The 13,306-nt window shown below is 62.3% G+C and carries 14 protein-coding genes; 10 read left to right on the forward strand and 4 right to left on the reverse strand.

What is annotated here, in order from left to right; genetic code table 11:
* The first annotated feature begins 12 nt into the window (after positions 1-12).
* The gene (locus DBV08_RS23755; protein WP_030536493.1) at positions 13-468 is read left to right on the forward strand and encodes a PPOX class F420-dependent oxidoreductase; all 456 of its coding nucleotides are present in this window, start codon (positions 13-15) and stop codon (positions 466-468) included.
* 2 nt (positions 469-470) lie between these two features.
* On the opposite strand, the gene DBV08_RS23760 is transcribed toward DBV08_RS23755, so the two are convergent.
* Entirely contained in the window at positions 471-911 is a 441-nt protein-coding gene (locus DBV08_RS23760; protein ID WP_124569077.1) for a helix-turn-helix domain-containing protein, read from the reverse strand.
* Positions 912-1,032: 121 nt separating this feature from the next.
* Between DBV08_RS23760 and DBV08_RS23765 the strand changes: the two genes are divergently transcribed.
* On the forward strand, positions 1,033-1,437 hold the full coding sequence (locus tag DBV08_RS23765) for a PaaI family thioesterase (RefSeq protein ID WP_019745591.1): 405 nt from the start codon (positions 1,033-1,035) through the stop codon (positions 1,435-1,437).
* A gap of 1 nt (position 1,438) precedes the next feature.
* On the opposite strand, the gene DBV08_RS23770 is transcribed toward DBV08_RS23765, so the two are convergent.
* Positions 1,439-1,954: a MarR family winged helix-turn-helix transcriptional regulator gene (locus tag DBV08_RS23770; RefSeq protein WP_095972017.1), complete on the reverse strand. Its 516-nt coding sequence runs from the start codon at positions 1,952-1,954 to the stop codon at positions 1,439-1,441.
* Between the two features lie 58 nt (positions 1,955-2,012).
* Between DBV08_RS23770 and DBV08_RS23775 the strand changes: the two genes are divergently transcribed.
* Positions 2,013-3,446 carry an FUSC family protein gene (locus DBV08_RS23775; RefSeq protein ID WP_124569078.1) on the forward strand — a complete coding sequence of 478 codons (1,434 nt, stop codon included), beginning with the start codon at positions 2,013-2,015 and terminating at the stop codon, positions 3,444-3,446.
* 42 nt (positions 3,447-3,488) lie between these two features.
* Positions 3,489-4,088: a TetR/AcrR family transcriptional regulator gene (locus DBV08_RS23780; protein ID WP_124569079.1), complete on the forward strand. Its 600-nt coding sequence runs from the start codon at positions 3,489-3,491 to the stop codon at positions 4,086-4,088.
* A gap of 21 nt (positions 4,089-4,109) precedes the next feature.
* Here the strand turns inward: DBV08_RS23780 and DBV08_RS23785 are convergent, their stop codons facing one another.
* Positions 4,110-4,550: a VOC family protein gene (locus tag DBV08_RS23785; RefSeq protein ID WP_124569080.1), complete on the reverse strand. Its 441-nt coding sequence runs from the start codon at positions 4,548-4,550 to the stop codon at positions 4,110-4,112.
* A 175-nt stretch (positions 4,551-4,725) separates the two neighbouring features.
* Between DBV08_RS23785 and DBV08_RS23790 the strand changes: the two genes are divergently transcribed.
* Positions 4,726-5,889, forward strand: a complete 1,164-nt coding sequence (locus DBV08_RS23790) for a lipase family protein (RefSeq protein ID WP_124569081.1) — start codon at positions 4,726-4,728, stop codon at positions 5,887-5,889.
* Between the two features lie 65 nt (positions 5,890-5,954).
* Here DBV08_RS23790 and DBV08_RS23795 read toward each other — a convergent pair whose 3' ends face one another.
* Positions 5,955-6,686 (reverse strand): TetR/AcrR family transcriptional regulator, encoded by a 732-nt coding sequence (locus DBV08_RS23795; RefSeq protein WP_124569082.1) that lies wholly within the window; start codon positions 6,684-6,686, stop codon positions 5,955-5,957.
* A 146-nt stretch (positions 6,687-6,832) separates the two neighbouring features.
* Between DBV08_RS23795 and DBV08_RS23800 the strand changes: the two genes are divergently transcribed.
* The 5 genes from DBV08_RS23800 to DBV08_RS23820 are packed head-to-tail and all read left to right on the forward strand — an operon-like array spanning position 6,833 to position 13,298.
* Entirely contained in the window at positions 6,833-7,855 is a 1,023-nt protein-coding gene (locus DBV08_RS23800) for an ABC transporter substrate-binding protein (protein WP_124569083.1), read from the forward strand.
* The gene (locus DBV08_RS23805) at positions 7,852-9,399 is read left to right on the forward strand and encodes a multicopper oxidase family protein (RefSeq protein WP_124569084.1); all 1,548 of its coding nucleotides are present in this window, start codon (positions 7,852-7,854) and stop codon (positions 9,397-9,399) included. Before DBV08_RS23800 ends, DBV08_RS23805 begins: the two co-directional genes overlap by 4 nt.
* A 10-nt stretch (positions 9,400-9,409) precedes the next feature.
* Positions 9,410-9,757, forward strand: a complete 348-nt coding sequence (locus tag DBV08_RS23810) for a cupredoxin domain-containing protein (RefSeq protein WP_095972024.1) — start codon at positions 9,410-9,412, stop codon at positions 9,755-9,757.
* A complete protein-coding gene (locus DBV08_RS23815) occupies positions 9,754-11,568 on the forward strand; it encodes an ABC transporter ATP-binding protein (protein ID WP_260395730.1) in 1,815 nt (604 codons plus the stop codon). Before DBV08_RS23810 ends, DBV08_RS23815 begins: the two co-directional genes overlap by 4 nt.
* Complete coding sequence (locus DBV08_RS23820; protein WP_124569085.1) at positions 11,565-13,298, forward strand: ABC transporter ATP-binding protein; 1,734 nt, start codon at positions 11,565-11,567, stop codon at positions 13,296-13,298. The genes DBV08_RS23815 and DBV08_RS23820 overlap by 4 nt, the downstream gene beginning before the upstream one ends.
* The last annotated feature ends 8 nt before the right edge of the window (positions 13,299-13,306 follow it).

The following is a 13,306-nucleotide window of genomic DNA, read 5'->3' on the forward strand; positions in this document are numbered from 1 at the left end:
TAGGCTGAGGTCATGTCCAAGATCGCCAGCGCAGATCGTGTGTCGTTTGCAGAACTCCTCGAATTCGTCAGGCCGCGCCATCGGGCCACATTCGTGACGGTGAAGAAATCGGGCGAGCTGCAGATCTCTCCGGTGACGTGTGGAGTCGACGACGAGGGGCGGATCGTTATCTCCACGTACCCGGAACGGGCCAAGGCGGCGAATGTCCGCCGTACGCCGGCGGTGTCTCTGTGTATCCACTCCGACGAGTGGAACGGGCCGTACGTCCAGGTGAACGGAACTGCGGAGTTGATCGACCTTCCGGACTCGGTGGAACCGCTGGTCGACTACTACCGATCCATCGCCGGTGATCATCCAGACTGGGACGAGTACCGCGAAGCCATGCGCAAGCAGGGCAAGAGCCTGATCCGCGTCACCGTCGACTCGTGGGGTCCGATCGCAACAGGCGGGTTTCCGCCCGGACGCTGACGCTATCGAGCAGGCGGCGAGAGTTCGACTACGTGCGCGTCTCTGGCGGCCAGCGGTTCTTGGCAGTGTGCACACACAACTTGGGCGTGCAGGATCTCACCGCAACGATGTTCGACGACGGTTGGCGGCGGACCCGTCGTCGCAAAGGTGTCTCCCCATTCCATGAGTGCCATCAGGATCGGGTAAAGCGCCTTCCCTGATTCGGTGGCGACGTATTCGTAGCGTGGTGGATGGTCTTCGTAGCGACGCTTCGTGAGGACGTCGGCGTCGACAAGGGTCCGCAGACGCGCGGCGAGGATGTCGCGGCTGACGCCCGTGCCCGCGGCGATCTCGTCGAACCGTCGTCGCCCGAGGACGATTTCTCTGAGCACCAGAAGTGACCATTTCTCGCCGACGACCTCCAAGGCGTTGGCGATGGAGCAGTTGCGTCCTCTTGTCGCCATCGTCTCTGGGTCCCCTGTTTGTCGAAAAAGTTGGTTGGGAATTCCAACTTAGCACTTGACGGCATGTATTCGAGGGCGGAAGGTGGGTCGAGAAATCCAACGGAGCAGATGAGGGGTCGTCATGACGGAATTGAATCTCGAGGCAGCAAGCGGATTTGTCAGCGCTGCCGGATTGCAACTGGACGAGGTCTCCGGCACGAAGGTCGTCGGGCACATCGATCTGTCCGAGGCGCATCACACGCCGTGGGGTGTAGTCCACGGCGGCGTTTACACGACTGCTGTCGAGTCGGCCGCGAGCATCGGGGCCAGCACTGCAGTGGCAGATCGTGGCGAATTCGCCGTCGGCGTGCACAACGGAACGGATTTCCTGCGGGCCCGTACGGGTGGGCGCGTGGACGTCGTGGCTGTGCCGATACAGCAGGGCCGCGTTCAGCAGTTGTGGTCGGTGGTCATCACCGATCCGGAATCGGGCAAAGAGGTCGCGCGCGGTCAGGTGCGCTTGCAGAACGTACCGCTGCCGAAGTAGGTCAGTCCCAGATTCCCGAGTCGATGTTGAGCGAGATTCTTTTGAGCAGTGCCGTCAACTGGGCACGTTCGTCCTCGTCGAGTCCGGTCAGTACTTGACGGTCTCGCTCGACGCGTCGGGGAAACTCTGCCTCGACCAAGGCTCGGCCGGCATCGGTGAGTTGAAGCAGAACCACTCGCCCGTCGTGTTCGAAACGCTGACGCTCGACGTAGCCCAGTTTGGCCAGGCGATCCGCATGTTTTGTGGTGGCGGCGCCGCTGACCATCGTGACGGCGGTGACTTCGCTCGCCCGCAGGGGACGGTCGCTGCGAGCGAGCGCGCTCATCACGTCGAATTCGGCGCGAGAGACCCCGCTGGACGCCAGTGCGCGGTCGAGTTGGTGAAGAGACTGCGCGTTGATGCGGGCGATCCGGCCCATCACCTCGACGGGGGCGGTGTCGAAGTCGGGGTAGGCGCGCTTCCATTCGCGACGGACTCTGTCGATGAAGTCGTCTTCGGATCTGTTTGCCACGCCCATGGACCCATCTTAGCGACAGAATTCACATTACTTCACAAGTAATTTACTAGTGAAATAAATGTATGCTGGTTCGGTGACCCGAACCGAAACCGCAGCCAGGATGCCCAGCCGTCTCACTCATTCGAGTGAGGCCATTGCACACACCGTCTCCGGGGCGACGTGGCGAGCGGCTTTTCGCATCGGGTCCGCGGACGCGACCATCGCGCCCGCGATCAGGGTCGGACTCGCCACCGCCGTAGTGCTCGTGGTCGGCGGACTGCTCGGGCATCGGGAGTTGGCCGGCTTCGCGGCCTTGGGTGCGCTGTGTGCCGCCTTCGGTAGGTACGAGCCGTATCCCCGGTTGGCCGGCAAGCTGGCGATGGTCGGTGCCGCATTGGTGGTTTCCATCGCTTTCGGCGGCGCCATGGGTGTTGTGGGCGTTCCGACCTGGTTGCAGATCGGCATCCTCTCGCTGCTGGCCGGTGCGTCGTACTGCTTCATGTCGGGCTTCCGGATCACCGGACCAGGGCCGGTCATCCTCGTCTTCGCGGCGACCGGCGCAGCCGGATATGCCTCCAGTGTCGATGATCTGGCGAGACTGGTGACTGCCGGTGCGCTCGGAGTTCTGGTCGGTTGGGTGGCCGCGATGCTCCCAGCGCTCGTCTTGCCGATGGGCCCTGCGCGCCTGGCCGTGGCCCGTGCAGTCTCTGCGGTGGGGCGTCTCGAACAGTCCGGCACAGGCGGAGTGGAACCGGCGCTCGGATCGATTGCCAACGCCCGCTTGGTCATAGCGTCGAGTGGCCGGATCAAGTCGACCGTCGATCACGGCCGCGAATTGGTCGCGGTGCTCGACGAGGCAGAAGCGGCAGTACAGCAGTGGCAGTTGCACGGCGACGCCACCCTGATTCGCAGCATCGCTCGGCACGAGAAGGAGCTGCGGAAGCTCAAGCGCTCCAGCATGATCGAACACGACCTTGCGCCGGCACGAACCCTGGCCGCGCCCGAAGGCTATTTCCTCGAGGGACTGAATCGGCTCTATTCGCGCCCGGTCCGAATGAATGCTCTCCGCATCGTGGCAGCGTCGGCCCTGGCTGGTTGGCTCGCAGCGGGAGCCGGGCTGGAGCATCCGCTGTGGGCGTCGATGGGTGCCATCGCCGCGATGCAGGGACTGAACTACAAGCAGACCGTCCAGCGCGGGATTCAGCGGTTGGTGGGAAATGTCGGTGGCGCCGTCGTCGCTGCCGGGCTCATTGCGCTGACGCTCGGTTACTGGCAAGCCGTTGCCGTGGTCGTGATTCTGCAGACTGCTGCGGAGCTGCTCGTGATCAAGAACTATGCGCTGACGTCGCTGGCCGTCACCCCGATGGCACTCCTCCTCATCGGTTTCAGCGCTCCGATCGGGACCGAAGCGGCAGTGGCTCGCGTCGCGGACACGTTGATCGGCGTGGTGATCGGTGTTGTCGTCGCCGCTGTCACGATCAGTCGATCGGATCGCCACCACGTCACCGTGTGACCCAGTGCTGCTGTGTTTCCCATCCTCCGTAGGCTCCTGCAGGTGGAGGACAGCACGCCGATCGACGGCCGGAAACTGCGTTACCAGCATCGCCGTGCCGAATTGCTCGAGCAGGTAACCGCGTACGTCACGGCGAACGGCGTCGGTGAACTGTCCATGCGGCCGTTGGCCAAGGACCTGGGGATCAGCCATGCGACACTCATCCATCATTTCGGTTCGAAGGAACAACTGCTAACTGAAGTAGTCGCCACCCTGCGAGACAGCTCTTCTCTCGACATCTCTTCCGGGACCGACATCGTCGAGATGATGACGAGTTACTGGAATCGGCGTACGTCAGCGGAATCGTTGCCGAACTTTCGGTTGATGTTCGAGATCTACGGACAGGCGTTGCTGCATCCGGAGCGGTATCGCGAGTTTCTCGATCATGTGGTGGGGGACTGGTTGGGTGGTTTGACGGAAGCTGCGCTCGCACATGGATGTCCGCCCGATCGCGCTGATCGTTACGCGACGATCGTGTTGGCGCAGATTCGGGGGTTGACGCTCGATCTCGTGACCACCGGTGACCGCGTCAGAATTGACGCGGCATTTGCCGAATTCGCGGCTGCGATGGGCGCTCTGGTCAGCTCCTGGAAGGCGATTTGACGGTCCGGTAGTCGTGACGCCTCAGCCGATCTGCTCGAACAGAGACACGATGATCCCTTCCGGTCCTCGGACGTAGGCCATGCGCACACTGTTCTCGTACTCGCCGATCCCGCCGATGAGCCTGTAACCGTCCGCAGCCACCGCGTCGACCGCCGCCTGCAGGTCGCCTACCTCGAAGGAAACATTGCGCAGCCCGATCTCGTTGGCCATCGGAGCAGGTGATCCGGGCACGTGGTCGGGCGTGACGAAGGACGAGAGCTCCAGCCGTGACCCTTCGCCAGGAGGGCGCAGCATCGCGATTTCACACTTGGCTCCAGGGATGCCGCAGACGGTTTCCACGAACTCACCCTCCACGGATCCGGTGCCCTCCAGTTCGAGCCCCAGTCCGACGAAGAACGCCGTTGCCGATTCGAGGTTCGCGACGGTGATGCCGATGTGGTCGAAACGCTGTACGTGTGCCATGGATCCATCCTCCTGCGGTTGTTTCGTGCCGGTTCGATGCTAGGTCGGAGTCGGGGCCGGGATCTCGACATGTTCGTGTTGTCGAGCCGCAAGATTTTGCTTGACCGATCGGTTAAACAAAATCTACGATAACGTCCAACGAGGTCGCCCACCGCAAGAACCGGAGTCGTCAGACGTGAAATTCCAGTCGAAATCGTTTGCCCGCATATCCATCGCTGCGCTCTGCGCTGCAACCATCGGCTCCGCAGTGGCCGCGCCCGTCGCGTCCGCGCAGGCGCCGAGTGCGTCGCAGGCCACGGGCACGGTGGTGTCCAGTGAGCCGCTGCCGAAAGATCTGTGGATTCCGGGTACCGCCGACGCCAAGCGGTTCACGTACTGGACCATCGGTTCCAATGGCGGACCCGCGCTCAGCAGTGGCGCGTACTACGTCCCGGCCGGTCCCGCTCCGGAAGGCGGTTGGCCCGTCATCGCGTGGGCGCACGGCACCACCGGACTCGACGATTCCTGTGCCCCTTCGCTGGTGGGTCCCGGCCTGCCCGAACGTGACTACCCGTACCTGGGACGCTGGCTCTCGGAGGGCTACGCCGTCGTCGCCACCGACTACGTCGGACTGGGAACACCAGGGCTGATGCCGTACCTCGACGGAAAGGTGGAGGCGCACAGCGTAGTCGACTCGGTCAAGGCAGCCCGGGTTATCGACTCCTCCATCTCGAATCGTTGGGCGGTGGTCGGGCAGTCGCAGGGCGGCGGTGCGGCCATCACGACGGCCCGCTACGCCACCGAGTACGGAGGGGATTCGCTCGACTACCGCGGCGGCGTGGGCACCGGAGTGCCGGCCAACATCGAGTTGACCCTCCTGCCTGCAGGTCCGGGCTTCCCGCCCATCGCACTCGGTGGCGGATTGACCTCGTACGCGCTCTACATCCTCGCGGGCCTGCGGGAAGCGCACCCCGAGATCGACCTGGACTCGTATCTCAACGAACTGGGACGGGAAAAGGTCGACTCGGCCGAAAAGCTCTGCGCCGCAGACCTGGACGAGGCATCCAAGGATCTGGTCCTCGGTGACATCTTCTCCCGCCCGCTCAGTCAGATCTCGAACTTCCAGGGTCTGTTGAACGATTACATGGGTGTGCCGACGAGCGGATACGATCGCCCCATCTTCATCGGGCAGGGACTGCTCGACGTGGATGTCCCTGCGCCGTCGGCGCTTTCGCTGGTTGCAGCCTTGGTCGCCAATGGTGAGCCGGTCACGTTCAAGACCTACAACACCGATCACAGCGGCGCCTTGGTCGAATCGCAGGCTGACACGATTCCGTTCGTCGCGAACCTGTTCCGTTAGTCGTACCCAGAATCCAGATCATTCGAGGGGCCGCTGCCGCACACGTGCGACAGCGGCCCCTCGGGTCATTTCCGCGACTCTTTGATTGCGTCCAGCCGCGCCTCGAGGCCGTCGAGGACACGGTCGAGGGTGTAGCGATAGTGTTCTGCCCGTGTCGCTTCCGCAGTATCCGGTGGGCCGGCGAATTTCCCGATGAGTGCCTCCATCGATGAACGCGGATCGGTGGGCCCGTCCTTGCTCAGCTGATCCAGCATTGCGCCGTGATCGGGTGAAGGCTCCCCGCTGGGAATGCGCCGGGCGTCGTGCATGGCTATCAGTGTGGTCGTCGAGGTGAAGGCGACGGTGTAAGCCTGGGCGGCTTCCGCTCCGAACCCGGCGTCGGTCAGCGATGCCAATCCGGCCTCCATGAGTTCCCGGCTGCGCTCGGTGGCAACGCCGTTCATCAACAGCCACTGCGCTGCACCCGGACACTCGACCAGCGCTTCTCGCATTTGCACGAGCAGATGTGTCAGCCATTGGCGCCAATCTCTCTCTGCGGACGGCACGCTCACGGCCGAAATCGCACTGTCGACCACCGCCGCCGAGAGCGCATCGCGATCTCCGACGAGTCGATAGACGACGGAGAACGACGTATCGAGTTCGCCGAGCAACTGCCGCAGCGACCACCCCTCGACTCCGTGCTCGCGACTGAGCCCGAGTGCCACGGTCAGCACGGCGTCCGCAGTGATCCCGGTGTTGTAGCTCCGGCGGCGCTGTGATGTCGCGGTGGGCTTCTTGTCAGGTGATGGCGCAGTCATGGTCCGACCGAGCTTAGCGGCGTCGGATCGGGGCATGCACTGGGCGCAACCGATTGACGGATGAACTTAGGTGAGGTTTACTTGCCAAATCCGAGCAGTGCTCCGATTTGTAGCGAACCCCCGATTTTTCGAAGCTGAAGGACACCATGAAGTTGAAAACGCGACCCGGTTATCTATCGAAGCTGGGTGCTTCGCTGCTGGTCAGTGTCGTTGCCCTGACTGCGGCCGCCTGTAGCTCGAGTGAGGCGGGACAGACGACGGAACTTGCCGAGGGAACGCATGCCGTGACCCACGAATTCGGTGAGACGTCGGTTCCGGACGACCTCGGGCGAATCGTTTCCTTGGACGAATACGCCGCACTCGGTCTCCTTGCCGTCGGCATCACGCCCGACGTGGTCTTCACGTCCTGGGGATCGGAGATCGGCCAGGACATCCTGGCCTCGGCAGGTACCGAGGTGGTCACGGTGCCGCCGCTCGGTGCGCCGCCGATCGAGCAGGTCCTCGCCCAGGATCCGGGACTGGTCATCTTCACGTCGATGGGCGATCGGAGCTACTACGACTCCATCGCGTCGACGGTTCCCACAGTGCCGGTCCCTGCCGTGACCACTCCGTGGCGTGAGAATCTTGCCTTCTTCGGTCGGGCCTTCGATCGTCAGTCGGTTGCCGACAAGTTGACAGGCGCTTTGGAGGGCAAGATCTCTGACGTCTCTGCTCGCTCCCGTGGCGAAGCGAACACCGTGTCGGTGCTGATGAGCAGCTCTGGCATTCTTGCCACCACCACCGAGCAAGCACCGCCCTCGTTGCTGTTGGCGGAGAGCGGGTTCGGGCGTCCCGAATCGCAGCGAGCGAATGCCGCGGGAGGCCTACCGTATGCACCCCTGTCCGATGAGGCGATTCCGGCGCAGGACGCTCGGATCGTTGCCGTCTTCGACGAGGGCGTGTACGAATTCGGCAAGGTTGCCAGCGTCCCCGGGTTCTCGAGTCTTTCGGCGGCGCAGGCGAACCGGGTGGCCAAGGTCAACGGGGACATGTGGCTCGCTACTCACCCCTTTGCCACCTTCTGGATGATCGAGGACATGGATGCCATGGCTGGCGGCAATCTGGCCGGCACCGGTACCGAATCTGTTGCTGCGAAACGCTATCAGGAATTCACGGCGCTGACGGCATGAGTTCAAGTGCGTTGAGTCGGCGCTTGGCGCTGAGATGGGGAGCTGTGACGTTCGGATCTGCGGCACTGGGCTCTGTGGCGCTGAGTGCGTGCAGCCGTGGTGCGGCGAATGAAGTCAGTTCCGAAATTTCGCCGTTCGACGATGAAGTTCGTGCTGCCGAGCAATCGCGGTTTCGTAGCGGACGTACAGTTGAGCGGAATCTGACAGCCGCACCGGCTCGGGTGAATCTGGGCGGCAGACACGTCGACACGTGGTCGTACGGAGCAGAAGCAGTTGGCCCGGAGATCCGAATCTCCAAGGGAGACCGGCTGAACCTGCGGTTGCAGAACGACCTTTCGTCGGAGACGTCAGTGCACTGGCACGGCATTGCGATCCGCAACGACATGGACGGTGTCCCGCCGATCACCCAGGAACGAATCCAACCAGGTGCCGAGTTCACCTACGACTTCGTGGCTCCCGACCACGGAACCTACTGGTATCACTCCCATTCGGGGTTGCAGGCTGATCGAGGGCTCTTCGGTGCACTCGTGGTCGAGGACCCGAACGACCGGACCGGAGCCGACGAAGATGTCGTCATCGTGATCGACGACTGGCTGGACGGGCTGGGAACAACCCCGGATGCAGTTCTACGTGCACTGTCTCCGGAAGTTCAGGGAGGACACCACGGACACGGAGGGCCGCCGCCGGAAATCGACGAAGCAGAGATCGATTCTGCTGCACAACTTCTCGAGGACGGCCACGGGAGTTCGACAGCGCTCGGCGGCATGGCAACGCACATCACCTATCCATTGCACCTGATCAACGGACGACCGGCAGAAGATCCGTTCGTCGTCAGTGCGCCGGCCGGGACGCGACTCCGCCTGCGGGTGATCAATGCCGGGGCCGAGACTCCGTACCGATTCTCCGTAGCCGGGCACGAGTTGACCGTTGTCAGTGCCGACGGGCAGGACGTCTCCTACGCGGTCGGAGACGAGATTCTGATCGCGCCCGCGCAGCGATACGACGTATTGGTGACGGTGCAGTCTGGTTCGTGGCCCATAGCCGCGAAGGTGGAAGGCAAGACAGGTGGCGCTGCGTGCCTGCTTCGGACACCGGATTCGGTCGCGAGCGTCGACCTGACTTCTCCTGCAGTGCTGTCAGGTTCCGGCGGCCGACTCCTTCTGGAATCAGTGCTTCGCCCGTTCGGCGCGCTGGAGCATCAGGTGCCGGATCGTGAGTATTCGGTGGATCTCATTCAAGCCGGCGATCGATACGTCTGGGGAATGGCGGGCGCCGACGCAGGTCGGTTGATCATGAAGCAAGGCGAGCGAATACGAATCGTCATGAACAACAACACCGACATGTGGCACCCGATGCACACCCATGGGCACACCTTCTCGGTTCCCTCGTACGGCGGGCTTCGCCGAGACACCGTGATCTCGCTTCCGCGTACACAATTGGCGATCGACTTCGACGCCGACAATCCAGGACGGTGGATGTTCCATTGTCACAACGCGTACCACTTCGAGGCCGGGATGACTGCCGACCTCCACTACGTTCGATGAGGAGAGCAGAATGTCAGTTCGCACCGGGTTGACCACTTTGATCGCTGTTGCAGCCGTGTTTACCCTGACGTCGTGCGGTAGCGATTCGACGGGATCCACCGAGCAGACGCCGGTCGAGATCTCGGTGAAGAACCTTGCGTACACGCCGAACTCCGTCACCGTGCACACGGGACAGACCGTCACGTGGATTTTCGAGGATCAAGGTATGCCACACGATGTCGTGTTCGCGGAACTCGGGACCAAGAGTGACCTGCAAGGAAGTGGAACCTACAGCCAGACCTTCGACAAAGCCGGAACCTTCACGTACACATGCACACCACATCCGAACATGACCGGCACGATCATCGTCGAAGAGTGAGTGACGACATGAAAGTGAACGAGGCTGCAGCCTCAGATGATTCGCGCGGACTCGTCGACCGCGACTCTTTGGGCAGGATGATCGCGCCGGTGAGAGATCGACTCCTCCTGGGGGCGGGTCTGTCTGCGCTGTCGGTGCCGCTGCGCTTTCTGCCCTACGTTGCGGTGGTCGAGATCGCACGAGTGCTCTTGACCGGCACGTCGTTGAACGTGATCTGGTGGTGGGCCGCGATCGGCGCAGCGGGCACAGTTCTCGGTTTCGTGGTCTACAACGCGGCCCTGACGGTGTGTCACACCGCCGACGCACACTTCAAGTACTCGATCCGCTCGCGTATCGCGCGGCACCTGTCCCGAGTTCCTCTGGGGTGGTTCGCAAACGGCGGAACCGGTGAAGTGAAACAAGCGATGACCGACGACGTCAAACGGATGCATCTTCTCGTCGCTCATCTTCCTGCCGACGTGGTGCCTGCCATCCTGTCGCCGGTAGTGGCTCTGGTCTATCTGGTGGCGATCGACTGGAAGTTCAGTCTTGTCCTGGTCGGCTACATCGGAGTGTGTCTCGCCCTTGCCGCACCATCGATGCGCAATGCGTATCGAACGAACGTCGACTCGTGGAACCGCGCCATGGCGACATTGACCTCTGCAACAGTCGAACTGGGTGACGGCATCGAGGTTGTCAAGACGTACGGGAGTGGGAGTCGCGCGTTCGCGCGCTACTCGAGTGCTGTGGATTCGATGGTCGCGGTGTGCGTGCGATGGATGTCGGGGATGGGAAGGCCGGTGGTCGCGATGTCGATCCTTCTCTCTCCGGCGGTGCTCATCGTGGTCATCACGGCGACGGGGATTGCGTTGCTCTCCGGGGGCTGGATCACCCCGGTAGCTCTTGTTGCTTTTCTGGTCGTCGGGATAGGTGTGCCGTCGTCGGTTCTCCATCTGGGAACGATGGCCAACCTCTACCGCGAAGGCCAACTGGGAGCCACTCACGTCGAGGGCATTCTCGGCGAACCCGCGTTGGCCGAACCCCAGGATCCGGTCTCGGCTCGGGGCACCTTGGTCGAGTTTGATTGCGTAGGGTTCGAATACACCGCCGGGCAGCGCGTCCTCGAGAATATTTCCTTCGAGATGCAACCGGGCACCGTTACCGCGATCGTCGGACCGTCCGGCTCCGGAAAGACCACGTTGGCACGTCTACTTCCGCGGTTCTGGGACGTGACGGACGGGTCTGTTCGCCTCGGTGGAAGCGATGTACGAGATCAGTCCAGTCGTGAAGTCTTGAAATCGATGGCGATCGTCTTCCAGGATGTTGTCCTCCTACGGGATACCGTGCGCGAGAACATCCGGCTCGGTCGGCCGGATGCAACCGATCTGGAGGTGGAGACAGCAGCGAAGCGGGCGCAGATTCACGACGTGATCATGCGACTGCCCGACGGGTACGACACCGAGATCGGTGGTAGTTCGGGTGGTGAGTTGTCGGGTGGGGAGAAGCAACGCCTGACCATCGCTCGCGCGATCCTTCAGAATCCGCCGATCGTCATCCTGGACGAGGCGACCTCGCAGGCTGATCCGCACAGCGAAGCGGCCGTTCAACGGGCGCTGGGCGAGATCAGTGCAGACGGCGGCACCATGATGGTGATCGCTCATCGACTGCACACCATCCGCTACGCGGACCAGATACTCGTACTCGACGACGGAAGAATTGTGGAGAAGGGTACACACGAACAGCTGTCGGGGTTCGGGGGAACCTACGCGCGGATGTGGGCGCTCCAGAATCCCCTCGGCGAGGACATGATTCCGCGGAAGGTACTTCAATGATTCGGGACCTGGACGAGATCCTCGGACGAGACAACGGGATGCGAGGCCAGATAGTAGGTTTCACGCTCGCCGGGATACTCGAGGGTGTCGTTTTCGCCTTGACGATCCCGATACTGAAAGCGGTTGTCCGCGGCGACTACGGCGCTGCAATTCCATGGGTTGTCTCGGCTGCTCTCGTGGCGGCGGCCTGCGGCGCCGTACGGTGGATAGCCGAGAATCGTGCGTACCGCATCGGAATCGAGCGTTTTGCCGGTGGAATCATGCACCGACTGGGCGAGCATCTGGTGCAGATTCCGCTCGGGTGGTTCAGTAAGGCAAACCGTGGAGCGTTCACTCGTCTGGTCACCGAGGGCACAGCGATCTTGATGAGCATCCCGGGAATGATCGTCGCGCAACTCGTCACCGTGACCGTCACTCCCGCGACCGTGGCGATCGCTGTCCTGTTCGTCGACTGGAGATTGTCCTTCGCGATGGTCGTCTTCGTTCCACTGGGGATTCGTGCTTACCGCAACGTGCAGCGGGCGGTTGTGCCCGAATACGAGGCGATTGGCAAGAGTGAATCCGAGTTGGCGTCGCGCGTCGTCGAATACGCACAGGCACAACAGGTTCTGCGCTCAGCCGGCAAGAGTGACGAAGGATGGAATCGGCTGGACGAAGCTCTTGTGTCCAACCGGGACGCACACCTCCAGGAAATCGGCTCGGTCGACAAGTATCTGCTGCGCTTCATGATCGTCGTTCAGGTTGCCTTCCTTGCTGTACTGGCTCTGGCGGCACTGCTGGTCACCACCGGGTCCATCGACACCGCAAGCGTGATAGTTGTTCTCGTGTTGGCCGTCAGGTTCGTGGAGCCGATGCAAATGCTCGCAGGATTCGGTGAAGGTATCTCACTGGCCCGCGTGTCGCTCGGATCTGTCCGAGAGATGATCGATGTACCGGTGCTGGCGGCGCCTGAGGTGCCGAAAGAGCCTACGTCGTATGATATTCGGTTCGATTCGGTCTCCTTCGGCTACGGCCCGGATCGCGTGATTCGTAGCGTCAGCCTCGAATTCCCGGAAAGTTCGGTCACCGCGTTGGTCGGCCCTTCCGGTTCCGGGAAGACAACGCTGGTTCGGCTGATCTCCAGATTCTGGGACGTTGACGAAGGAACGGTGTCGATCGGGGGAGTAGATGTTCGCGACATCGGAACGAGAGCATTGATGTCTCGGATATCGACTGTCTCGCAGCAGGTTTACCTGTTCGACGGAACCATTGTGGAGAACGTTCGGTTGGCGAGACCGGATGCCACCGAGTCGGAGGTCCGCCAAGCGGTGGTCGATTCCAGGCTGGACGAAGTGATCGATCGTCTGCCGAGCGGCGAAGAGACGAGAGTAGGTGAAGGCGGATCGCTGCTGTCCGGCGGTGAACGTCAGCGGGTGTCGATTGCGCGCGCCTTCCTCAAGGACACTCCGATAGTTCTACTCGACGAAGCGACTTCCGCCCTCGACGGCGAGAACGAAGTAGCGATCACCGAGGCAATTCACCGATTGGCCCGTGGTCGAACGGTGGTGGTCATCGCTCACCGCCTGTCGACTATTCAGGGAGCAGATCACATCGTGTTTCTCGAAGGCGGCACAGTTGAAGAGGTGGGTTCTCACCAAGACCTGATCGCGCACGGTGGAAAGTACTCGGATCTGTGGGCCGAGCGCAGTGGCGCGGAGGGATGGAGGATCGACCGAGCGCGAGAGCCATGAGCAAACCG

The organism is Rhodococcus sp. KBW08, from assembly GCF_003852455.1.
Classification (GTDB): Bacteria; Actinomycetota; Actinomycetes; order Mycobacteriales; family Mycobacteriaceae; genus Rhodococcus_F; species Rhodococcus_F baikonurensis.